18 protein-coding genes are annotated in these 25,125 nt (G+C 42.7%); 15 read left to right on the plus strand and 3 right to left on the minus strand.

Translation table 11 applies throughout. From position 1 onward, the window contains the following. The first annotated feature begins 9 nt into the window (after positions 1-9). Both aguA and CD00_RS0102610 read left to right on the plus strand, forming a co-directional pair. The gene (gene aguA, locus CD00_RS0102605) at positions 10-1,170 is read left to right on the plus strand and encodes an agmatine deiminase (RefSeq protein WP_034461933.1); all 1,161 of its coding nucleotides are present in this window, start codon (positions 10-12) and stop codon (positions 1,168-1,170) included. A 35-nt stretch (positions 1,171-1,205) separates the two neighbouring features. Then, the gene (locus tag CD00_RS0102610) at positions 1,206-2,105 is read left to right on the plus strand and encodes a nitrilase-related carbon-nitrogen hydrolase (protein WP_026654482.1); all 900 of its coding nucleotides are present in this window, start codon (positions 1,206-1,208) and stop codon (positions 2,103-2,105) included. A gap of 91 nt (positions 2,106-2,196) precedes the next feature. Here CD00_RS0102610 and CD00_RS0102615 read toward each other — a convergent pair whose 3' ends face one another. The 3 genes from CD00_RS0102615 to hslO form a co-directional block, all read right to left on the minus strand. Beyond that, the gene (locus CD00_RS0102615; protein ID WP_026654483.1) at positions 2,197-4,551 is read right to left on the minus strand and encodes a metallophosphoesterase; all 2,355 of its coding nucleotides are present in this window, start codon (positions 4,549-4,551) and stop codon (positions 2,197-2,199) included. 211 nt (positions 4,552-4,762) lie between these two features. Continuing rightward, positions 4,763-6,382: a hypothetical protein gene (locus CD00_RS0102620; RefSeq protein ID WP_026654484.1), complete on the minus strand. Its 1,620-nt coding sequence runs from the start codon at positions 6,380-6,382 to the stop codon at positions 4,763-4,765. 99 nt (positions 6,383-6,481) lie between these two features. Beyond that, positions 6,482-7,369 (minus strand): Hsp33 family molecular chaperone HslO, encoded by an 888-nt coding sequence (gene hslO, locus CD00_RS0102625; protein ID WP_026654485.1) that lies wholly within the window; start codon positions 7,367-7,369, stop codon positions 6,482-6,484. A gap of 248 nt (positions 7,370-7,617) precedes the next feature. Between hslO and CD00_RS0102630 the strand changes: the two genes are divergently transcribed. From CD00_RS0102630 to recO, 13 genes are all read left to right on the plus strand, one after another. After that, a complete protein-coding gene (locus tag CD00_RS0102630; protein WP_026654486.1) occupies positions 7,618-8,256 on the plus strand; it encodes a redox-sensing transcriptional repressor Rex in 639 nt (212 codons plus the stop codon). A gap of 18 nt (positions 8,257-8,274) precedes the next feature. Then, positions 8,275-8,937 (plus strand): hypothetical protein, encoded by a 663-nt coding sequence (locus CD00_RS0102635; RefSeq protein ID WP_026654487.1) that lies wholly within the window; start codon positions 8,275-8,277, stop codon positions 8,935-8,937. 51 nt (positions 8,938-8,988) lie between these two features. Beyond that, positions 8,989-10,545, plus strand: coding sequence for an NAD(P)H-hydrate dehydratase (locus CD00_RS0102640; protein WP_026654488.1), 1,557 nt, complete (start codon positions 8,989-8,991; stop codon positions 10,543-10,545). A gap of 18 nt (positions 10,546-10,563) precedes the next feature. Then, entirely contained in the window at positions 10,564-11,721 is a 1,158-nt protein-coding gene (gene alr / locus CD00_RS0102645; RefSeq protein WP_081811818.1) for an alanine racemase, read from the plus strand. Positions 11,722-11,859: 138 nt separating this feature from the next. Continuing rightward, entirely contained in the window at positions 11,860-12,537 is a 678-nt protein-coding gene (locus CD00_RS0102650) for a hypothetical protein (protein ID WP_026654491.1), read from the plus strand. Then, positions 12,494-13,030 carry a hypothetical protein gene (locus tag CD00_RS0102655; protein ID WP_026654492.1) on the plus strand — a complete coding sequence of 179 codons (537 nt, stop codon included), beginning with the start codon at positions 12,494-12,496 and terminating at the stop codon, positions 13,028-13,030. Before CD00_RS0102650 ends, CD00_RS0102655 begins: the two co-directional genes overlap by 44 nt. Positions 13,031-13,131: 101 nt before the next feature. After that, a complete protein-coding gene (locus CD00_RS0102660; RefSeq protein ID WP_026654493.1) occupies positions 13,132-14,493 on the plus strand; it encodes a hemolysin family protein in 1,362 nt (453 codons plus the stop codon). A 30-nt stretch (positions 14,494-14,523) separates the two neighbouring features. After that, positions 14,524-15,261 carry a YebC/PmpR family DNA-binding transcriptional regulator gene (locus CD00_RS0102665; RefSeq protein ID WP_026654494.1) on the plus strand — a complete coding sequence of 246 codons (738 nt, stop codon included), beginning with the start codon at positions 14,524-14,526 and terminating at the stop codon, positions 15,259-15,261. 42 nt (positions 15,262-15,303) lie between these two features. After that, entirely contained in the window at positions 15,304-19,464 is a 4,161-nt protein-coding gene (locus CD00_RS19035) for a hypothetical protein (protein ID WP_026654495.1), read from the plus strand. A 13-nt stretch (positions 19,465-19,477) separates the two neighbouring features. Beyond that, positions 19,478-22,408: an insulinase family protein gene (locus CD00_RS0102675; protein ID WP_026654497.1), complete on the plus strand. Its 2,931-nt coding sequence runs from the start codon at positions 19,478-19,480 to the stop codon at positions 22,406-22,408. A gap of 30 nt (positions 22,409-22,438) precedes the next feature. Beyond that, positions 22,439-23,470, plus strand: a complete 1,032-nt coding sequence (locus tag CD00_RS16975) for a DUF4349 domain-containing protein (RefSeq protein ID WP_051199187.1) — start codon at positions 22,439-22,441, stop codon at positions 23,468-23,470. Continuing rightward, entirely contained in the window at positions 23,460-24,368 is a 909-nt protein-coding gene (gene era, locus CD00_RS0102685) for a GTPase Era (protein WP_026654499.1), read from the plus strand. The genes CD00_RS16975 and era overlap by 11 nt, the downstream gene beginning before the upstream one ends. A gap of 18 nt (positions 24,369-24,386) precedes the next feature. Beyond that, positions 24,387-25,046, plus strand: a complete 660-nt coding sequence (gene recO, locus CD00_RS0102690) for a DNA repair protein RecO (RefSeq protein ID WP_026654500.1) — start codon at positions 24,387-24,389, stop codon at positions 25,044-25,046. Positions 25,047-25,125 lie beyond the last annotated feature (79 nt).

Below are 25,125 nucleotides of genomic sequence, written 5' to 3' on the forward strand. Positions count from 1 at the left end.
GGAGTTAGGTTGAAGATAACGAGAAAGGGCGCATTGCCCATAAATGACGGCTTTCGTATGCAGGCGGAGTTTGACCGGCATGAAGGCACAATAATGATATATCCCACAAGACCGGGAAGCTGGGGAAAAGACAGAAGCGGAGCGCTTGCTTCTTTTGGAATGATCTTTTATGAGATATTAAAAAGAGAAGACTTATATCTTCTTGTTCCGAATAATCCTCTGTATTACGCGGAGGCAAAAGAGTTCACCGATCTGATAGCGAGAAAAATCTGCATAGACTGCGGAGGACGACTTGATCATGCGATGAATCTTATAAAGATCGATACCGACGATTCGTGGGCAAGAGACGTTGCGCCGATATTTGTTTCGGGAAAAGACGGATCGAAAAGAGGCGTGAATTTTGGCTTTAACGCATGGGGCGGCGAATTTGACGGACTTTATGCAAGCTGGGATAAGGATAATGCGGTTCCCGAAAAATTCTGCGATTTTTGCGGATATGAATATTACGATGCGGAGCCATTTATCCTTGAAGGAGGCTCTGTTCATACAGATGGCGACGGAACATTGATGGTTACTGAGAGCTGCCTTTTAAGCAAGGGAAGAAATCCTTCTCTTTCAAAAGAACAGATAGAAGAAAAGCTAAAGACATATCTCGGAGCTGAGAAAGTTTTATGGCTTCCCAGAGGAATCTACAATGATGAGACGAACGAGCATGTAGATAATGTGTGCGCGTTCACAAAGCCCGGAGAAGTTGTTCTTGCGTGGACCGATAATAAGAATGACCCTCAATACGAGCTTTCGAAGGCATCATATGATTATCTTATGGGTAAGACAGATGCGAAGGGCAGGAAAATAAAGATTCGCAAGCTTCCGATTCCCGATGTTCCCGTTCTTATAAATGAAGACAATCTCGCCAATTATGTGTTTGAGGACGGCGAAGATGAAAGAAGCGTAGGAGAGAGACTTGCCGCAAGTTACGTGAATTATTATTATATTAACGGAGCACTTCTTGTTCCTCAGTTTGGCGGAGCGAATAAGGAGAGCGATAAGAGAGCTCTTGATATATTAAAAGAGATTCATCCGGACAGAGAAGTTGTAGGCATCCCTGCTACAGACATTCTGCTTGGCGGCGGAAATATTCACTGCATAACACAGCAGATACCGGAATAAATAAAAAACTTGTCTATAATACGGAGGACATTAAAATGTCAGATACTGTCAAAGTTGCATGTATCCAGTTTGCATGCGGAGAGAGCGCGGCATCCGATGAGGAGCAGGTAAAGCGCAATATAGAAAAAGCGGGAAAACTTGCTTTGGAAGCGGCACAGAACGGTGCAAAGCTCATTCTTCTTTCTGAACTTTTTGAAAGAAAGTATTTTTGCCAGGAGAGAAGATACGATTATTATGAGCTTGCAGAGCCTGCACTTACAAATCCTGCGGTAGTTTATTTCAAGGATTTCTGTAAAAAGAACAATGTGGTAATGCCAATAAGTATTTTTGAAAAAGATGAGAATGTATTCTATAACTCTGTTGTTATGATAGATTCTGACGGTGAGATAGTTGATATTTACAGGAAAACTCATATTCCCGACGATCATTACTATCAGGAGAAGTTCTATTTTACACCCGGAAATACCGGATTTAAGGTGTTTAAGACTTCTGTCGGAAATATCGGTGTCGGAATATGCTGGGACCAGTGGTTTCCTGAGACTGCAAGGTGCCTTGCGATAAACGGCGCCGATATTATCCTGTATCCGACAGCAATAGGATCTGAACCTATACTTGATGTTGACAGCTCGGGACACTGGATGAGAACCATGCAGGGACATTCCGCTGCAAATGTTATTCCTGTTGCTGCTGCAAACAGGATAGGAACGGAAGAAGTTACACCATGCGAAGAAAACGGCAATCAGAGTTCAAGCCTGTGCTTCTACGGAAGCAGCTTCCTTACCGATGAGACTGGAGATGTGATCTCAGAGGCAAGCAGAGATAAGGAAGAGATTATATATGCAGAATATAACTTTGAAGAGAATAGAAAGATGAGATCTTCATGGGGACTTTTCAGAGACAGAAGGCCTGAATGTTACGGAGATATTGTTAGGTAAAGAGAAATTGTAATAATATAAAGCGCCACTTTTTTGATTGATACTCAAAAAAGTGGCGCTTTTACTTATACGGTGGGAAAAATATATTACTTTATTTGGTTTGAGATATTATTTTGTCTACATCTTTCTGAACGTCTGAATCGCGAAGATTTTTTGGTAAATTCTTTGTTTTGAGAAGGAATGTCTCTTCAATTGCTTTATCGTTATTATCGATGACTATAACTCCAATATTTTCAAATTCGGTACCTGTTGATAATATTTTTTCTCTTTCAGGTTCACCTTTTTGAGGAGGAGTAATAGTGCTGTGTGAGTGACCGTCTACAATAAGGTCAAGTGGTACCGGAGCTATATTTTGTTCCGCGTTTCCTTTGGTCAAGGCGTTATAAACGTCAACACTTCGGCATTGATCTTTTTCAAATGCATCTTCAAGACCTAAATGAGCCAGGCAAATAACAATATCAGATCCGCTATTTTTTAATTCTGCAACCTGATTTCTGGAAATGTTGAGCAGTTTATCACCGACAGCAACAGAGACTTTGGGATCAAAAGTAGTTACATCAGGGGTAGCAACTCCAAAAAAGCCTATTGTTATTTTGTTTTTGGGATCATCTTCGTTTAAGGTGATCTTGTGGTTTTTAATAAAAACAAAAGTGTTTTCCTGCGTGACATTTGCATTTATCACTTTAAATGTTGCTCTTTCGATGTTGCCTTTAAGGTATTGCGCTTTATAAAATTCATGATTACCAAGGGTTGCAACATCATAACCTACTTTGTTCATCAGATCGATTGCATTACAATTATCGGGGGTTGTATAAATTGGTTTCTTTTTGTCGTTGCTAAAATCACCTGCGTCAATGACAAGGACATTAGCCTGATACTTGTCTTTTAAAGTCTTCTTTAAACCTGCAAGATATGGATAACCTTCAATCGCACCGTGTACATCGTTTGTTGTCAGGATTATTGTCTTGCCTTTGAGGGAAGAACTTTTATTCTTATTATTTGCTGCCAGTTCATCAAAATGACTGTATTCTTTGAAGTTTGGGGTCGGAATGGGATAGTTAATATCACCAACTTGGGCATTTGCAATTGAGCCACTGACATTTGCTGTAAAGAAAAGGGTAGTGGCCATTGAAACTGACAGAAGGGCTTTAGTTGCTTTGTTTTTTATAATGTTCATGCCGATTTCCTCCTTTTGCTGTCTGAGTGTGAGCGATTGGATTTCTTTTCTTTGCTTGTTTTTTTCGGGTGTGCCGCCAAAGAAGCTCGGGTTATATGAAGTTATAATATTTGTAATGGTTGCATTTGCTTCTTCATCGGGACCGAGATTCTCTTTCATGTCATCGAGTGATACAAGGACAGATTTTTCAATTTTAGCTTTACCGTCTGTGTCTTTTCCGATGATAGTGATGCCTGTGTACTGAAGCATATATTTGCCTGACATGATAGGTTCACCGTTTCCGCCTGAGCTTATAAGAGTGTGAGAGTGACCGTCAAGAACCAGATCCAGAGGGTAATTAGCCTTGTATGTGGGATCGTTTTTCACTGCGTTGTATATATCGATACTTCTGTTTTGGTGGTCACCACGGTCATCTTCAAGGCCTAAGTGTGAAAGACAGATGATGATATCCGCACCATTATCTCCAAGAGAGTTTATCTGATATTTTGCGCAAGATAATGCCAGCGAGTCTTTTAACTTTTTGGCTGAAATATTATTTATGTTAGCTTCTCCTGTAAGGAGGCCGAAGAAACCAACCTTTATGCCTGTTTTGGAACTATTATATGTATAACTTGGGGCGCAAAAATAATCTTTTTCGGTAAGACTGTTAAATGCGTTCATCAATGCATTGTTGTCATTTTTATTGTTTTTTTCGGCGGTTTCCAGTTCTGTACGAGCATCTTTTGTAACTAGATTTGAACAAATAACTTTGAATTTTGCTTTCGATAGATTTTTATCAAGCTTAACGAAACTTTCAAATTCATGATTGCCTAAAGTCGCGATATCATATCCGGCAGCGTTCATGGCTTCAACACCGGCCAAACCTTCTGAAGGTTCCATGCAGTTGGCACTGTCGGCGTCCTCATTATTGTGTTCAGGATTTTTGTCCTGGCTGAAATCTCCGGAGTCGACAAGGAGAACATCAGCATTGAGTTCATTTTTGAAAAAGTTTTTTAGTGATGCTACATATGGATATTTCTGTATAGCACCGTGTACATCGTTTGTGGAAATAATTACCAGCTTGTCGGACAGGTCTTTGCCTTCCGCTACCATTTTTTTGAAATCAGATATTTTTCCGTCAACAGACTCATTGTGTTCGTATGAGACGGTTTTTGTTTCGGCGTGTGCAACAGACGCACCGAAATTTGAAGAAAGAAAGATTGCTGTTGCCATTATCATAGACATTACAGCCCGAATGGCAGGTGCTTTGTTTACATTGTGTCTTTTCATACTACTACCTCCTGTGATGTTAAAAACGTTGTTATGTCGCGTAGTAAGCATATTGGGCCCCAATGCTTAATCAATAGTATAACGTAAAAAGAAAATTAATTAAACCCCTAAATTTTTAACTCATATTTTAATATATTAATAAAAGAACCACTTCCCTGATATATGATCAAAGAAGTGGTTCGATATATATTAAAACTTTTTTATTCGAAAATTAGAACCAGAAGAAATCATCATCCTCTTCTTCAGGGAATAATTCGTCAAATAATGACTTGCTGTTCTGCTGATACTGAGGGGCAGGTGCTCCGTCGGGCTTAGCGGGAACGGTTTCAGCCTTAGGAGCGGCAGCTCCGTCAGGTTTAGCCGGAACAGTCTCACCCTTAGGTGCAGCAGCTCCGTCCGGTTTAGCGGGAACTGTTTCACCCTTAGGTGCAGCGGCTCCGTCCGGTTTTGGAGTGGATGTGCCACCCTTAGGTTGTGGAGTGGGCTTTGGCTGTGGTGAAGGTTTGGGCTGAGGCTGAGGTGTGTCACCGCATTTAGGCTGTGGTGAAGGCTTGGGCTGAGGTGTTGACTTGCCGTTGGTCTTTCCTGTGCAGCTGTTGTAATCCCAATCCCAATCGCAATCGAAGTCGCAATCAGCATCGCCGAAGAGGTTGAAACCAAATCCACCGATCATATCACTTACGAACTTGGAGATGTTTGAATCACCACCAAGGTTCTTGATGATGTCATCGAGAGAGAAGAGGAAATTATCTTCGATAGACTTGCTGTTGTTATCAAGAATTGTTACACCGATATTACGAAGAAGCATATCAGCTAACTTAAGGGGCAGAGCGCTTTCGCCTTCAGCGAAGAGAGAGCAACCGTCGAGAAGAAGATCGATGAAATCCATGCCTGATCCGCCCTTGGATGCACCCTTTGAGGCACTCTTTCCGCCAAGGCCGAATAAATTGCCAAGCAGATTAAAGATTCCGCTGCCACCCTTAAGAGCATCACCCAAGCCAAGCTGGGACATGCAGATAACAAGGTCGGCACCATCTTCCTTAAGACTCTGAGCCTGTTGTTCGGCGCAAGTATACCATTCAGAATTCTTGGATAAGTCATAGTTTCCTAAAGCTTCATATTCGGGCAATCCGAAGAAGCCGATCTTCATGTCTGAATTAGCACAGTCATACATGAAGCTGTTGTCACAAAGGCTGTTTTGCTTCATAATGCTTGAGAAGCAATCGGATGACTGTGAGAAATCCTTTCCTTTGCCTTTGCAAGCAGCATTCATTGCCTTGTCGGCACAGTCGAAATTAACAATGCTGCAACCTGAATCAAAATAATTGTTTGTATTTATATCGGATCCGTAGTTGAATCCGTAATTTCCGAAATTAGCAAAATCATAGCCGGCTTCATTCATTGCAAGGAAAGCGGCATAATCGTTATCGTAAGTGTTCATGCACTGAGCACCACCGTTGGCACTCCAAAATTTTTCCATATCTTTACCTTCACAGAAATCACCTGTGTCGATAAGAACAACATCAGACTTCAAGCTATCTTCAAAAAAGTTCTTAAGAGATGCAACATAAGGATATTTATCGAAATTACATTGTGCATCATTGGTTGAAAGGATAACTGTTTTATCGGACATATCCTTTCCTTCTTCTACAAGCTTTTTGAAATCATTGATACTGGCTACACCAGAAGTGTTATTTATATGTACACCTTCTTTTCCTCCGGCATGTGCAACGGCTGCACCTATACCGGAAGTCAGAAAGATAGTCGATGCCAGAGTTAAGGACATGACGGTCCTGATGGCACGCGATTTTTTTACAGTGTGTCTTGTCATACTATTACCTCCTTTGTTAAAACCCCTGTAACTTTGTTAGTAAAATGTTACTAACATCTAAGCAATAGTATAACGCATAATCTGTTTTTATAAAAGGTGTTATTTCAAATTTCTTTGAATTTCAAGGAGTTCAGACGTTTTAAAGATATATTTTTTGTTACAAAAATGACAACATAATTCTATAGGTTTTCCATCGTCAATCAGCTCCTGAAGCTCTTTTCGGCCAATTAACATAAGGGCTCTTTCAACCCTGTCTTTGTCGCAATTGCAGAAAAAATTTAAATCAATTTTATCTGTGATCTCTATATCGAAGCCTTCGAGAATTATGTTAAGTAAATCTTCGGGAGCCTTTCCGGCCTTGAGAATATCAGTAACCGAAGAGAATTTTGTAAGATTTTCCTCGAGCTTTGATATTACTTCTTCGGAAGCGAAGGGCAGAAGCTGGATGATAAATCCGCCTGCGGCGATAACGGAAAGATTCTCTCTTTCAACAAGAACGCCGAGTCCGACTGAAGAAGGAGTCTGTTCAGACTTGGTAAAATAGTATGTGAGATCTTCGGCAACTTCTCCGGTATACAGAGGAACCTGGCCGACATAGGGCTCTTTTAACCCCATATCCCTGATAACGGTGAGAGTACCTTCGCCGATTCCGCCTCCTACATTTAAATGTCCGGCCGCATTTGGTTCCATGACAACATAAGGATTTGTAACATAACCCTTAACATTACCAAACCTGTCGGCTGTTGCAAGAACTCCTTTTAAAGGACCGTCACCGTCCATCTTTACGGTTATGAGGTCCTGATCGTTATCCATCATTGTTCCCATCATTACAGTGCCTGTCATAAGACGTCCGAGTGCCGCTGCGGCAATGGGAGAGAGGTTGTGTGCTTTTCTTCCGTATTCGGCAAGATCTCTTGTTGTTGCAGCGAAAGCTCTTATCTGCGCATCTGCTGCGGTTGCGCGTACCATATAATCTTTATATGACATGATTTATCCTCAACTTTCTTTATTATCAATAGATGTAATTCGTATTGAATAATATATGATTTCACTATTAAAGTAAATGGCGCGGTAAATCAGCTGTTTTTGCGGAATATGTGGCTTTATCCGATTGACATAGATTTAACGCACAGATATAATTATTTTGTATAATCCTTAACAATCTATACTATTGTTTAAAAGAGAATTCTAAGAATTATTTCAGTTAAAAATAATACATAATAAAGGAGCAGAATATGGCAGATAAGGAAATTTCTCAGGCGGTCATTTCCAGACTTCCGCGTTATTTCAGATATTTGGGAGATCTCAAGGAGAAAGGTGTTGAGAGAATATCTTCTCAAGAGCTTAGCGACATCATGAAAGTCACTGCTTCTCAGATAAGGCAGGATTTTAATAATTTTGGTGGTTTTGGTCAGCAGGGATATGGTTATAACGTAGGTTATCTCTATGACGAGATCAGTAAGATTTTGGGAATAGACAAGGAACACAGCCTTGTTATTATCGGAGCCGGACATCTCGGCAAGGCAATCGCGGGTTACACGAATTTTACAAGAAGAGGATTTGTTTTCAAAGGAGCATTTGATTGTAACCCCGATCTTTTCGGATCAAAGATAAGAGATGTGGAAGTTCGTCCGATCGATGAAGTAGAAGATTTTGTAAAAAACAATAAAATAGAGATAGCTGTTTTGACCATTCCGAAGGATCAGGCAGTTCCGATGGCTCACAGACTATGCAAGTGTGGAATTAAAGCCATCTGGAACTTTGCACACGTCGATCTCGAGGTGCCTGACTATATTGTGGTAGAAAATGTACATTTATCTGACAGTTTGATGAAATTATCGTATAATATAAACAGGTCAGGAAAAAATGTTTAACTCAGGTGAGAAAAACTAATGGCAAAAGACAAAGAAGCTTATATGTCTGCGTTACAGGGAAAGAATATTCCCATTTTGACGCTGGATAACAAATGGCACCAGCTTTTTACGCAGACGGAAATGACACCGGAGATCTCGAATCTTGCGGATGAATTGAATGCACTTGTCGAGCGTGACGGGAAGTTGCGCAGTGAGACCAAGGACCTTAAGAAGGTTAAGAAAAAGCTTCTTGGTGAGATTGTGCCCCTTAGGGACGAAGCCAATAAAGCGGGTGATTCATCTGCTATCGAGAAAAAAATTGAAGACAGAACAAGACTTATCAATGACTGCAACGAGAGAATCGAATCCTACGATGATGAACTCAGGGATCTTTCGAAAAAGATATATGAAGCCGATTACGAGCTGATGATCGAAACGATGAAGGTTTGCTATGAGAGACTTCATGATAATACCGAGTACATCACGGAACTTGATAAATGGGTTTCGGATTTCAGAGTGCAACTTAAGAAGAATATAGTTCTCATGCAACAGGCGGAGATGGAAAATTATAATCTTTATTCCTATATGCATCAGATCTTTGGGCCGGAAGTTATTGAAATATTCGATATGAAATACGATCCGGACAGAAGACATCCTATCCGCAGGCCTCTTGCAGGCAATGACAAGGATTACACATCATAATTGATTTAAAAAGCTGCCTGATGGCAGCTTTTTTCAAAGGGGAGATAAGCTATGAAGTATGCGGTGACAAGCGATGAGATGAAAAGATATGACAGAAATACTTCGGAGGTCTTCGGAGTGAGCACTGAGATTTTGATGGAAAGAGCGTCTCTTTGCGTTGCTGATGAGATTGAAAAACATATTTCTTCCAAAAACGCAGACAGAAAGTACACAGCGCTTGTTTTTGCCGGAGTCGGAAATAACGGCGGAGACGGCATTTGTACCGCGAGGCTTTTAAAACAAAGGGGCATAAGAGTCAAGCTTGTGGTAGTCGGTGATATGACTAAGTGCAGCGACCTGTGCCTGAAGCAACTTAAGATCGCGGCAAATTACGGAATCAATGCTGACACTTTTTCCAATATAAGAGACAACAAAAGCCCTGCTGAATGGGATATTATAGTAGATGCATTGTTTGGTATAGGGATTTCCAGAAATATTACGGGAAGTTATGCCGAGGCTATCGACTATATCAATGATTGCAAAAAAGACAGAAGAGAAGATCTTTTTGTTGTGTCTGTCGACATTCCTTCGGGGATAAATGCTGATGACGGAAGGATCTGTTCTCTTTGTGTAAAAGCTGATGAAACTGTTACGTTTAACTGCGTAAAACTGGGACATATTCTGTATCCCGGATGCGAATATACTGGCAAGCTTGTTGTCTGCGATGCCGGAATTACAAAAGAAAGCTTTTGCGGAAACACTCCGGAATATTTCTTTTATGACGAGAAAGTTACAGCTCTTTTGCCCGAGAGAAAAAAGTATTCAAATAAGGGAACAAACGGAAAAATCCTTATAATTGCCGGCTCGAAGGAAATAAGCGGAGCATGTGCGCTTAGCGCGGGAGCGTGCCTTAAGGCCGGAGCAGGGATGGTAAAGGTGTTTACGGCTTCTGAAAATGCGGAAGTCATAAAGACTGTTATTCCGGAAGCCCTTATTGATACATATGAGGACTATGAACCTGTTTCGGAGAAGCTTGAAGATGCGATGAACTGGTCGACGGCAGCGGTTGTGGGCCCGGGAATCGGGATGACCGGTAGGGGCGCTGAGATCCTTAAAATCGTTCTTTCAAGATATGACAAGAACCTTGTTGTTGATGCGGACGGACTTAATCTTATTGCAGCCGATAAGGAACTTAGGCGTCTTGCGGGTGACTTTGGAAGAAACGGCAAAAAGCTTATCCTTACGCCTCATCTTGCTGAATTTGCAAGACTTTTTGGAAGGGATATTAAGGAGTGTAAGAGGAATATTCTCTTTTATCCAAAAGAACTTGCCAAAGAACTTCATTGTACGGTCATTTGTAAGGATGCGCGAAGCGTTGTTAGTGACAGTAACGAAAAAAAGATTTATATTAATATAAGCGGAAATGACGGCATGGCAACCGCGGGAAGCGGAGATGTGCTTTCGGGCGTGCTTGGAGCTCTTGTGGGAACGGAACTTAGTTCTTTTGAATGCGCCTGCATAGGAGCGTATCTGCACGGGGCTGCGGGCGATCTGGCGGCTGCTCGTCATGGAAAGCTTTCGATGGTTGCTTCCGACATAGTGGATGAACTTGAGAATATTTTGAATTGAAAAACGGATGGAATGGAAATGTATGATGAGAATTCAAGGGTCTGCGCAAGAGTAGACCTTGGTGCAATAGAATATAATCTTGAAGCGATGAAGAACAATATCCCGGACGGAGTCAGGATCATGGCTGTCATCAAGACGGATGCGTACGGACACGGCGCTTTGAGAATTGCCAATTTTTTGGAAAATAAAGATTATATCTGGGGATATGCGACTGCGACGGCAGAGGAGGCGTTTGACCTCAGAGAGAACGGAATCAAAAAGCCGATACTGGTGCTTGGTTACACATTCCCTTATGCATATGAGAAAATGCTTTCTTTGGGAATAAGGCCCGCGGTATTTAGGGAAGATATGTTAAAAGAGCTGGGAGATTGCGCAGAAAGACTTATGAAGTCGGGCGTGATTAAGCATCCTGCTCCGATACACATCGCTGTTGATACCGGAATGTCAAGGATAGGAATCCGTCATGACAAGAGCGGAGAAGAGTTTGTCAAAAAAGCATTTGAAGTAAGCGGTATTGAGGTTGAAGGTATATTTACCCATTTTGCGAGAGCCGATGAGAAGGATCTTTCCAATGTAAAAGAAAGAGAACAGATCTTTGCTGAGTTTGTAAAGAGTGCAGAGGCTGCCGCAGGTAAAAAGATACCGATCCATCACTGCGCAAATTCCGCAAGCATCATTGCGGTTCCCGAATCTTCCATGGATATGGTAAGAGCGGGCGTTACAATCTACGGAATGTGGCCTTCGGATGAAGTTGCGAAGGATATTATTGATCTTAAGCCGGCTATGGAGCTTGTAAGCCATATAGTAATGATAAAGGATGTTCCTGAGGGAACGCCGGTAAGCTACGGCGGAACCTTTGTTACCGACAGCGCGACGCGTATTGCCACAATACCTGTCGGATACGGAGACGGATATCCAAGAAGCCTTTCAAATAAGGGCTATGTTCTTATAAAAGGGCATCGCGCAAATATTCTCGGAAGAGTATGCATGGATCAGTTTATGGTCGATGTAACGGATATTCCTGATGCAAAAGAGGGAGACGAAGTTGTTCTTCTCGGAAAAGATCCTGTTTCCGGTGAAGAGATCTCGGCTGAGATGCTTGGAAACTTAAGCGGACGCTTTAATTATGAACTTACCTGCGATATTAACCACAGAGTTCCCAGAGTATATATTTAAGCATGAATTAAAAAATATTTTTTGTTTAGAGAGCCTTTTTTACGGCTCTCTTTTTTCTTTATCAAAAAGGCGGACACTCGACATGGGTACGTATTTCGTATAAAATTTTCATAGAAGTTTTGCAAGGGAGTTTATTTTATGATATCTATTCTGACTACAGCAGCCAATGCGATATTGGGTCTTGCCATAACCGCGCTTAAGGCTTTTTTATCCATGCTTACATGGTTTCTTAAGCTGTTTTTTGGCTTACTTAAATACCTGTATTGCGTGTTACCTGTGACTGCTGTTGTGTTCTGCGGATTATATTGTCTTAATACATTTCTTTTACTTTCGGGGAGTGCCGGCCCCGATAAGATTTCCACGGATGCTTTATCAAACGAGAGACTTGAACAGACTGCACAGGATTTTTTGAAGATCGGAAATTCTGAAGTCGGATATTTTTACAATGAACTTGTGACCTGGTGGAAGGGTGAAATAGGCAAATATAAGGGAACATTTTCGTTTGTCATTTTGCTTGTTTTAAGCTTTGTTCTGCTTGCTCCCGTTGTGGGCGTTATTCTTGGGATAACCGTGCTTTTTTCTTACGGAAAGATCCTGCTTTTTGCCGTCGCGGCTGACATGGCTTTCTACGTGGGATTTGCGGTATTGGGAAAAGGCTTTATGAGCGTGATGCAGAACAGGTATTACAGATTGTTTCCCGATGCGGGTAAAAGACATTTTACCAGAGAGTATGCGCAGTGGAAAAAAGAAAGAAATGCCGAAGCCGCTGAAAATGCGAATAACAGAAGAGAGCAGGAAGGCAGGAGTTTTTTATGATGACAGCGCCGACCGCTATCCTGACGATGACTGCATAATCCGCCGAAGAAGACATGAGTATTACGATGAGAGAGTACGTTATGACCGCGGATATGATGAGAGGTATGACGATTCGCGATACGATGACGCCGGATACGAAGATTCGCGCTATGATGAGCCATATGGTGATGCATACGGCGACGCAGATTATGCGGATGATTATTCGGGGAATGAGTATTATGAAGAAGAGTACCATGAAGAAGACTATTATGAAGACGAATACTATGAAGAAGAGGAGGAAGATGAATCTTACGGCTATGAAAGAGAACCTGAGGTAGCTGCGGCGGGTTCACAGACATTTGATTTCTTTGCCGGCTGTAAGAGCAGGGAAAGCGCAGAGCGAAAGTATAAAAGTCTTGTAAAACTCTACCATCCCGACAACATGGATGGCGATAACGGAGCATTACAGGAGATAAATGTACAGTATGATAAGGTAAAGAAGCATTTTAGCTAATATTGTCGGAATTATATATAGTACATTATGCTAAAATGTGGTATATTTTAATTTGAGGTTTTAGGTTTATTTTAATCAATCGCGTATCAGGAGGGCTGATTATGGACGAAGGCTTGCCTTCTGCCAGTTTTCTTTTACTCGCGGCTGTTCTTATAGCAGATATCTTCGTTTTCGGATTTGATGCAGCGATAACCCGCGTCAAAGAAGAGGATGTTGAAAAGAAAAGTCGTGAGAACAAAGATAAAGTTGCTTCGGGACTTCTTAATATCATGAAGAGCCCCGAGAAACATATAAGAGCCATGAATGTTTTTGCGGCAGCAGTGAACATGGTTCTCGGAGGATTTGTTACAAGAGATATCGGACGGTATATCGCATATGTTTTGGATCTTAGTGAATCCTTTATTGCGACCCGTTTTACATATTGTTTGACCGGTGCGGTTATATTGCTTCTTACAATGAGCTTTGGCGTAAGGATACCTGAGCGCCTTGCTGTCAGATGTCCCGAAAAATGGGCGGTGGCATGCTATTATCCGGTGGCGTTTATGAGATTTCTGGTGACTCCTTTTGTTGTGGTTATCAGAGCAATCTCCGGAACGGTCTTGTATCTTTTTGGTGTAAGGGGAGATGAGAATCTCACCGATGTAACCACGGAAGGAATCATCTCGATGGTTTCGGAAGGCCAGGAGCAGGGCGTTCTTCAGGAAACAGAGGCCGATATGATATCCAATATTTTTGAGTTTTCCGACAAAGAAGCTCAGGATATTATGACCAACAGGAACGCCATGGTTGCCATTGATGCAAATATGACCCTTAAAGAAGCTGTTGGATTCATGATGGATACCAACAATTCCAGATTCCCGGTTTACCTTGACGATATCGATCATATAATCGGCATCATGCATATACGTGATGCAATGAAGAAGTTGTCCGAGGAAAAAGAAAAGGATCTTCCGATCAGGAAGATAAAAGGACTTCTTCGCCAGCCCAAGTTTGTTCCGGAGACCCGGAATATTGATTCTCTTTTCCATAATATGCAATCGTCCAAAACGCAGATGGTTGTGGTCATCGATGAGTATGGTCAGACTGCGGGACTTGTTTCCATGGAGGACATTCTTGAAGAGATCGTCGGAAATATCATGGATGAATATGACGAAGATGAGAATTTCATAAAACCGACCAAGAACAGGGATGAGTTTATTGTAGAGGGCACAGCGCCTATTGAGGCACTTGAAAAGAAATTTGAGATGTCTTTCGGTGAGTCGGAGTTTGAAACTTTGAACGGATTTCTGATATCAAAGCTCGACAGAATACCGGAGGAAGACGACGAATTCAGCGTCGAAGTGGATGGCTATAGTTTCACGATTCTTTCCGTTGGAAATCATATGGTACAGAGCGTACTTATGAAGAAACTTCCAAAAGAAGAGGAAGCAGAAAGCGTGAAAGATTCGGAATTAGCAAAATAGTTTATATATGAGTAATGAAAGGAATTTTATATGTCAGGACATTCAAAATTTGCTAACATCAAGCACAAGAAAGAAAAGAATGATGCGGCAAAGGGTAAAATTTTTACTATTATCGGTAGAGAAATAGCGGTTGCCGTTAAGGAGGGAGGTCCGGATCCGTCAAACAACTTCAAGCTTGCAACGGTCATTGCAAAGGCAAAAGCAAACAACATGCCTAACGATACTATCGAAAGAGGTATCAAGAAAGCTTCCGGCGCAGAAGGTGGAGTTGACTACAAGAGCATCACATACGAAGGATACGGCCCCGGCGGAACAGCCATCATTGTTGAGGCACTCACAGACAACCAGAACAGAACTGCAGCTAACGTAAAGAGTGCATTTACAAAGGGAAACGGAAATGTCGGCACTCCCGGATGTGTATCTTATATGTTCGATAATAAGGGACAGATTCTTATCGACAAGGAAGAATGCAAGATGTCTTCAGACGATCTCATGATGCTTGTTCTTGATGCGGGAGCAGATGATTTCAACGAAGAGGAAGACAGCTATGAGATACTTACAACTCCTGAGAATTTCCAGGCTGTTGTAGAAGCTCTCAGCAAAGAAAACATCGAGACAGCATCAGCGGAAGTAACAATGATTCCTCAAAATTATGTATCTGTTACAGACCCCGATACTGTTAAGTATCTTCAGAGAATACTCGATCTTCTTGATGAAGATGACGACGTTCAGGCTGTATATCACAACTGGGAAGAGCCTGAAGAATAATTAAAGATTATGATGGGAATAAAATGAGGGGAGTCCTAAAGAATGAAACTGAGACGAAAAATACCGACATTGTGCATATGGCTTTTATTCATACTCTTTAATGCGGTGATGGTTGGTTGTTCAGGCTATTTTTTAGGGCTTTTTCCTGCCTCAAACAGACTTGGATTCACATTAATCTTTTCCACATTGGGAATTATCTGGACTAATGCGGTCGCGTTACTGGCCGGTAAGGTGTTCGACAGCGTCAAATTGTACAGATATACTCACAAAAAAGGTTTTGAGATTTTTTATAAAGTTGCCGTTGTCTGCCTCATTATTGCTGCATTTGTTTACAGATACAGGACTATTGCGGTGGGTGAACCGATCTTTACGGGAAATACGTCTTTACTTGACAATGCGATAGTTGGATCCGACAGCGTTTCGTACGAACAGGATCTTTTGTCCATTACTTATTCCAAACTTCTTGGATTCTTTATGATATTTACCGGAAATATGTCAGAGACCGTGTATGTTTATGAAGCGTTTCTTGCGTGTGTTTTCATAATGTTCACAGGTTCTGCGGTAAAACTTCTTTTAGGGCCGATAGCATCTATTGTTTACATTGGTTATGTATCTTTTATGCCCGCATTTCTTAAGACATTTGCAGATAAAGAGCTCAACACGGACAGAATCTTTTATGTTATGTTCGGTATCGAGATTTATGTTGTAATTCGTTATCTGAAGCAGATATATACCGTGGAATGTAAGGGACCGGCGTTTATGATACTGTTCTTCCTGGCGGGAGTAACGGTTGGATTTATGGGTTATGTCGATGCCGGAACTTTTGTTGCGGTCTTCCCGTTACTTATCTCGGTATTGTTCATGGCGGAAGGAAGTCTTGCGAATGGCGGAAAGAGTCTGCTGGTCGTACTTGGCGGAACGCTGTTCACCTTCCTTATCATGATGATACAGGAAGCCGGTATCGGACATGTAGGTGTTGTATTTTCTAAATGGATGTCATATTATTTCCATGAAGTGGGAGCTATTAAACCTTTCTTCATATATTCGGAAAATAAGCTTGCGTACCTGATCACGGTTGTTATAATGTCAGCTGTTTTTGCCGGATACTTAAGAAGTAAAGACGCAGACAATATAATCCCATGGCTTTTTGGAATGATCTTTCTCTTTGTGATGCAGCCAAGTCTTGGTGAGACCAGGATGATCTCTCAGTATGTAGTAACCGTTTACTATGGCTTTATTCTTGCGTGTGTAGCCATGCTTGTTTCTCAGGGTCCCAAAAAGGAGACCGATATCATCGAGGAAGAGGAAGAAGAGGAAGAATCAAATCCCGAGAACAACTATGCATATAAGAAGGCTTCCGAGATGAGCGGCTTTGGAAATCATGGTGACAATTCTCTTGCTGCCCGCAATCGTCGTGCTACCGACCGAAGAGAAGGATTTATGACCGGCGAACTTATGGGCGAGGGAGAAATCATGGACAGAGGCGGAGCTTATGAAAAAGAGCTTCGTGAGAAAAAGCGCCGTGAAAGAGAAGAACGCGCAAGAGAACGTCGTGAGCGCCGTGAGCAGCTTGCCAGAGAAAGAGGAATGCGCTTACAGGAAGAACGTGAAGAGCGCGAAAGAGAGCGTGAGCAGGCAGAGCGCGAGGACGATCAGCGCACACAGCAGATTGATGTGGAAAAAGTTCGTGAAAGAGAACTTGCTGAAAATGAAGCCGTTGAAGAACGCGCAAAGGAGCTTCTCGAGCAGGAAGATGACAAAGAACGTCGTGAACAGGAAGAAGAAGCTCGTGAATTGGAGCGTCGTGACATAGAAGAACGTGCAAAGATCCTTCGTGAGAGAGCAAAGCAGGGTAAATTCAGACGAGACATGGATGCTGCCGAAGATGAAGAACCCGAGCAGGAAGATCTTGAACAGGCTGAGCGTGAAGATGCAGAACGCGAAGAGCAGGAAAGACTCGAGCGCGAGCAGGCAGAACGCGAGGAACAGGAAAGACTTGAGCGTGAGCAGGCAGAACGCGAAGAACAGGAAAGACTCGAGCGCGAGCAGGCAGAACGCGAAGAGCAGGAAAGACTCGAGCGCGAGCAGGCAGAACGCGAAGAGCAGGAGAGACTTGAGCGCGAACAGGCAGAACGTGAAGAGCAGGAAAGACTTCAGCGTGAGCAGGAAGAGCGCGAAGAGCAGGAAAGACTTCAGCGTGAGCAGGAAGAGCGCGAAGAGCGTGAAAGAATTCTCCGTGAACAGGAGGAACTTGTCAGAAAGCGCCGCGAACAGGAAGAGCAAGACAGAATCAGACGTGAGCAGGAAGAAGAACGTGAGAGAATTCTTCGTGAGCAGGAAGAACTCGAAAGACAGCGTCGCGAGCAGGCTGAACGGGAAGAACAGGAAAGATTACAGCGTGAGCAGGCAGAACGCGAGGAACAGGAAAGACAGCAGCGTGAGCAGGAAGAGCGTATGGAGCAGGAAAAGCTTCAGCGTGAACAGGCAGAGCGCGAAGAACAGGAAAGACTTGCGCGTGAACAAGCAGTACGTGAAAGGATCCTTCGTGAGCAGGAGGCAAGAGCCAGAATGCTCCACGAACGTGCAGCGCTTGCTCGTATTCAGCGAGAGCAAGAAGCGCAGGAGGAACAGGAAAGATTGGCACTTGAACAGGGAACACGTGAAAAGATATTACGTGATCGAAAAGAAAGAGAAAGATTACAACGTGAACAGGAAGCTCTCGAGAGAGTTATGCGTGAGCAGGAAGAGAGCATAAGGCGTCAGCGTGAACAGGAGAATCAGGAAGAACAGGCAAGAGTTCAGCGTGAACAGGAAGCACGTATCAGATTGCAGCGTGCAAGAATGCTTCGTGAGCAGGCAGAACGCGAGCGACTTCTTTTTGAAGCAACCATGGAACCTGAAGTTGAGCTTAGTGTACCTGAAGATCGTGAAAATAAATTCCGTGAAATAGAAGAGCGCAGAAAGAAACCGCGTGAACAGCAGGAACAAGAGATACGTCAGCGTGAACTTGAAGAACAGGCAAGAGCAATGCGTGCAAGAGAAGAGCAGGAAGAACTTGCCAGAATTCAGCGTGAACAGCAGGATCGTATCAGATTGCAGCGCGCTCAGATTCTTCGCGAACAGGAAGAACGCGCAAGGCTGATCGAGAAAGAAGAGCGTGAGCAGGCACTTCGCGAGCAGGCAGAACGTGAGAGACAGCAGCGTGAACAGGCACTTCGTGAAGAACGTGAAAGACAGCTTCGCGAACAGGCAGAGCGCGAGGAACACGAGAGAATCATGCGTGAACGCGAAGAGCGTGAAAGAATGATGCGTGAACGTGAAGAACGCGAAAGAATGCGTCGTGAGCAGGCAGAACGTGAGGAACGTGAAAGACTTGCACGTGAGCAGGAAGAACGCGAGCGACTTGAGCTTGAGAGACAGCGCCGTGAACAGGCAGAGCGTGAAGAACGCGAGAGACAGCAGCGCGAGCAGGCAGAGCGTGAAGAACGCGAGAGACAGCAGCGCGAGCAGGCAGAGCGTGAAGAACGCGAAAGACAGCAGCGCGAGCAGGCAGAGCGTGAAGAACGTGAGAGACAGCAGCGCGAGCAGGCAGAGCGTGAGGAACGCGAGAGACAGCAGCGCGAGCAGGCAGAGCGTGAAGAGCGCGAAAGACAGCAGCGTGAGCAGGCAGAGCGTGAAGAACGTGAGAGACAGCAGCGCGAGCAGGCAGAGCGTGAAGAACGCGAAAGACAGCAGCGCGAACAGGCTGAACGTGAGGAACGCGAGAGACAGCAGCGCGAACAGGCTGAACGTGAAGAAGAACTCAGTGAGGAAGAGGAACTCGAGAGAGAACGTCGTGAGCAGGAAGAACGCGAAAGAAAGATCATCGAAGAGGAAGAAAAGTTCTTTGCTGAGGAAAGAAAACGTCAGGAGCAGGAAGAAGAGGAAGCAAGAGCCCGTCGTGAGCAAGAGCGCATAAGGAGAATTCGCGCACGCGAAGAAAAGAAGAATATCCGCTTTGTTCCCGAGGGAATGGTTCTTCCGAAAGAAACTGAGGCAGATGCTTCCGATGGCAGAAGTGCCGAGCCCAGAATGAAGATGCCTGAATATAACGGCACAATCTCGATAAACAGAAATAATAAAGAGACTGTTAAAGTAAGTGCTGCCGGCTCAAAGACTGATTTCGACTTTGACTTCAGTTCCGGAGACGATTTTGACATTTAAGGAAGGCTGATTGATGAACATAGAAAATTTATCCGCATATGAGATCGTCGAAAAGAGACATATTGACGATCTTAACTCAGATAGTTATTTAATGAGACACAAGAAGACCGGGGCGAGAGTTGCCATTCTTTCAAATGATGAAGAGAATAAGGTATTTGCCATAGGCTTTAGAACTCCGCCCAAGGACTCCACCGGTGTTGCTCATATCATTGAGCACACGGTGCTTTGTGGATCTGAGAAATACCCTATAAAAGACCCGTTTTTGGAACTTGCCAAAGGGTCACTTAATACTTTTTTAAACGCAATGACATTCCCGGATAAGACCGTTTATCCAGTTGCAAGCTGCAATGATGCTGATTTCCAGAATCTGATGGATGTATATCTGGATGCGGTTTTTTATCCCAATATCTACAAGACAGATAAAATATTCAGCCAGGAAGGCTGGCATTATGAAATGGAAAATGACGACTCCGAGCTTACAATAAACGGAGTCGTTTACAATGAGATGAAGGGAGCATTTTCATCTGCGGATGATGTGCTTTCAAGAGAAATACAGAATTCTCTTTATCCCGACATTACATACGGAATGGAGTCGGGTGGTGACCCGGATGACATCCCGTCTCTTACTTATGAAGATTATCTTGATTTTCACAGAAAATATTATCATCCCTCAAACAGCTATATTTACCTGTACGGAAATATGGATGTAGCGGAGAAACTTGATTATATCGATAAGAATTATCTTTCAAGATTTGATAGTCTTGATGTTGACTCTAAGATAGAAAGACAGGAAGCGTTTAAAGAGCCTAAGGAGATAGTTAAGCCTTATTCGATCCTTTCCGAAGAGAAAATCGATAAGAACACTTATCTCTCATACAATTGCAGTGTGGGCTCTACTCTTGATAAAAAGCTTTATATTGCTTTTGATATTTTGGATTATGCGCTTTGTTCCGCACCCGGGGCTCCGATCAAGAAGGCTCTTATAGAAAAAGGAATCGGACAGGACGTTTACAGCGAATACGACAATGGAATACAGCAGCCTGTTTTTTCCATTATCGCAAAGAATGCCGATGCATCTCAGAAGGACGAATTTGTAGAGATTATCAGATCTGTGCTTAAAGAGCAGGCGACAAACGGAATTGATAAGAAGGCTCTTTTGGCAGGACTTAATTATGATGAGTTCAAGTACAGAGAGGCTGATTTCGGAAGATATCCTAAGGGATTGTTATACGGACTTCAGGTTTTTGACAGCTGGCTCTATGATGACAACAGACCTTGGATAAATGTTGAAGCAAATGCCACATTTGCTGAGCTTAAGAAGGAAGTTCAGGGAAGATACTTCGAGGAACTTATCGAGAAATATCTTTTGGATAATCCTCACAGGACTATTCTTATGCTTGAGCCCGTTCCGGGGCTTACGGATAAAAAGGATGAGGAGCTTAAAAAGAAACTTGCCGATTACAAGGCTTCTCTTTCAAAGGATGAGATCTCTGAGATCGTGAAGTATACGGCAGATCTTAAGGAGTATCAGGATGCTCCGGACTCACCCGAAGATCTTGAAAAGATACCGGTTCTTGAGCTTAAAGATCTTAAGAAAGAATCTGATAAATTTATTTATGAGAAAAAAGAAGAGAACGGAGTCGATATCCTTTTCCATAATATCTTTACTAACGGAATTGTTTATCTGACCTTTGTTTTTGACTTAAAAAATCTAGATGCGAAGCTTATTCCATATGTTTCCGTGCTTAAAAAAGTAATTGGAATGATGGATACCGAGAATTACAGTTACGGTGATCTTTTTAATGAGATCAATATCAAAACGGGCGGTATCACAGGATCAATCAGCACATATACGGATGCGGACGACGTTTCTGAATTTAAGACAACTCTTGAAATAAGCGTAAAGGTTTTACATGAGAATCTGCATTACGCATTTGAGCTTGTAAAAGAGATTCTTACTAAGACTATGCTTGGTGATGTTAAGAGACTTAAGGAGATTTTTGGCGAGCAGTACGCAAGACTTCAGTCGGATCTTGCAGCTGCCGGACATCAGACAAGTGCTGTAAGAGCTATGTCTTATGTTTCGCCTGCTGCGGCTGTTTCTGACAGGACCGGCGGAATCGGATATTTAAGGCATCTTGAGGGACTTCTTTCAGAGATTGAAACTCCGGAAGGGGCAAAAGAGATATCCGATAAGCTTAAAGAGCTTTGCAAAGCTATATTCAGGGCAGAAAATCTTTTGGTTGACGTAACCTGCACGGATAAAGAGTATGCGGGAATTGCCGAAGAAAGTAAGCTGTTTGCCGATTCTCTTTTCACAGATGACTATGAAAAGGTTAAGTTCGAGATTGAGACATGCAAAAGAAATGAGGCGTTCAAGACGGCCGGACAGGTTCAGTACGTGTGCCGTGCCGGAAATTTTGCATCCAAGGGGCTTAAGTACAACGGGGCACTTCGTGTTCTCAAGGTTATGATGGGATATGATTATCTTTGGAAGAATATAAGAGTGATCGGCGGAGCGTACGGATGTATGAGCAGCTATGCAAAGAACGGTGATTCTGCGTTTGTAACATACAGAGATCCGAATCTTAAGAACAGTATCGATGTTTTTGAGAAGGCATCAGAATATCTGAAAAACTTCGATGAGGATGAGAAGGTTATCCTTAAATACATTATCGGAGCCATTTCTGATCTCGATACGCCTAAGACTCCGGCAGCAAAGGGAACTTACGGACTTTCAGCATATCTTTGCAATGCTAAGATGGAGAATATCCAGCGCAACAGAGATGAGCTTCTTGGAACGACAAAGGAGACGATAAGGGGACTTAGCAAGTATGTTGATGCATTTATGGAAGATAAGTGCCTATGCGTAATAGGAAGTTCGGATAAGATCGATTCGGAAAAGGATCTGTTTGATAATATTGAGCAGCTTGTAAATAAGTGATTTTGTGCTTATGCACACATGGGTAAAAATATGAGAAAAAGATTTATTGGAAAGAAAGTATTTGTTATTTTCGCATGTGTGACTTTATTGGTTTTGACATCTGTGGGATGCGGAAGTTCTTCGGAAAGTTCATCGGGCTCATCAAAGTTGCATGCGCCCGGTCCGGTAAGCCCAAAAGCTTCCGGCAGTACTGAGTTTTTTACAAAAGATGCAGCTGTTGATGAAAATGCCGATGCGGCGCCTTTCGAAGTAGAGGAAAGCGCGGAGGCAAGCGGTGAAGCAGCGCAGGAAAATCCCGAGGCTGCGGTCGATACATCGAGGAAACTTATCACAACGATGAATATCGGCGCCGAAACTGATAATTTTGACGAGGCGCTCAAGGCGGTAGAAGCGAAAGTGGGTGAGCTTGGCGGATATATCGAGTCAAGTGACATCTACAACGGAAGCTCATACGACAAGAACTACAATGATTCGAAAAGAAACGCCAATTTTGTTATAAGAGTTCCCGCGGATAAGCTTGGAAGTTTTGTGGACAGTCTGGGTGATGCGTATAATATCACAAGCAAGTCGACAAACGTTGAAGATGTAACACTTCAGTACGTCGATCTTGAGAGCAAGAAGAAAGCTCTTTTGACCGAGGAAGAAAGTCTACTTAAGATACTTGAATCCGCTCAGTCGGTGGAAGATATCATCGCTGTTCAGGACAGACTTTCGCAGGTAAGATATCAGCTTGAGAACATGGAATCCCAGCTTCGTACCTTTGACAATCAGGTCGATTACAGCACGGTGAATCTCAGTCTTGAAGAAGTTGCAAAGTATACGCCTGTTGAAGAAAAAGGTGCATTTGCAAGAATGGGCGAAGGATTCGTTGAAAGCTTTAAATCTGTGGGACATGGCATAAAGGAATTCATTATCTGGTTTGTGATACACATTCCGCAGCTGCTTTTCCTTGCGATATTCGTTGCTGTGATCTGGATATGTGTCAAGAAATACAGAGAAAAGAAGCAGGTAAAAACAGTAGTAACTACTGAGAAGAAAACAGAAGGTAATGATGGAGAATAATTTTAAAACCGGGTACATAGCGCTTATCGGACGTCCGAATGTCGGAAAATCGACGCTCATGAACCAGATGATCGGGCAGAAAATCGCAATAACTTCATGTAAGCCCCAGACTACCAGAAACAAGATAATGACTGTTTTTACGGATGAACAGTGTCAGATGATCTTTCTGGATACACCGGGTATTCATGAGACCAAGAATAAACTTGGTGAATATATGACAAAGGTTGCAAAGAGCACTCTTGAAGAAGTTGATGTGGTCTTGTGGCTTGTTGAGCCGAGTACCTTTATCGGTGCCGGTGAGAAGGGCATTATCGAGGAACTTAAGAAGTGCAGGAAACCGGTCATACTCGTTATAAATAAGATCGATACGGTGGAAAAAGACAGCCTTTCAAAATTTGAAGACGCGTATAAGAGTCAGATGGATTTTGCCAAGATTGTTCATACCGCGGCACTTCGCAGAATAAATGTCGATGAGGTTATGAATGCGATAAAAGAGTTTCTTCCCGTGGGACCACCTTTTTACGATGAGGATACTCTTACGGATCAGCCTGAAAGACAGATTGTTGCTGAAATCATCAGAGAGAAGGCGCTCAGGCTTATGAAAGATGAGGTACCTCACGGAATCGCCGTTACGGTTGAGCGAATGAGGGAACGTGAAGACAAAGAACTCATGGATATTGAGGCTACGATCATCTGTGAGAGAGATTCACACAAGGGAATAGTTATCGGAAAAGGCGGAGCGATGCTTAAGAAGATCGGATCGACCGCCAGAAGAGATATTGAGGAACTTGTGGGGATCAAAGTAAATCTTCAGTTGTGGGTCAAAGTCAGAAAAGACTGGAGAGATGACAAGACTCAGCTTAAGAGTTTTGGATATGATGTCAAAGGCATTAACTGAGAAAATGGTAACCGTCATATGGAAGAATTGGTAAATGTAAAAGGCATGGTCATAAAGCATTCTCCCGTCGGAGATTATGACTGGGTGGCAACTGTGTTTACGGCTGACAGAGGCAAGATAACTGCTTTTGCCAGAAATGCAAGAAAGCCCGGAAGTAAGCTGGCAGGAAGCGTTGAGCCTTTTTGCTTCGGAACGTTTAAACTGTTTGCCGGAAGGAATTCTTACACGATCGTCGAAGCGGACATAGAAAATTACTTTGAAGGTTTTAGACAAGATCTGGAAGGTGCCTGCTATGGCACCTTTTTTCTTGAGATAGCTTCTTTTTATACAAGAGAAAACAATGAGGATAAAGAACTTTTGAATCTTTTGTATATTTCACTCAGAGCTCTTTTGAATGAAAAGATCAGGAACAGTCTTGTCAGATGCATCTATGAAATAAAGGCTCTTTGCATAGAAGGAGAATTTCCCGGAATTCCTACAGACAGGAGATTTCTGGACTCCACAGTGTATACGGTTAATTACATAGCGACAAGTCCGCTTAAGAAACTGTACTCATTTGATGTTTCTGAAGAAGTGCTTTCGGAACTTGAGGAGATTACCGCAGATTACAGGAAAAGGTTTATTGACAAACCTCTCAAAAGCCTTGAAATGCTTGAGAGTCTGTATAATGTGCGTTAGTATTGAAAAAAAAAATACTATTTGGATATAATATCATTTGTTTGCTAGAAAAACAGTTTAATTTATAGAAAAGGAGGGC

Origin of the sequence: Butyrivibrio sp. AE3003 (assembly GCF_000686065.1) — a bacterium.
GTDB classification, from domain to species: Bacteria; Bacillota; Clostridia; order Lachnospirales; family Lachnospiraceae; genus Butyrivibrio; species Butyrivibrio hungatei_A.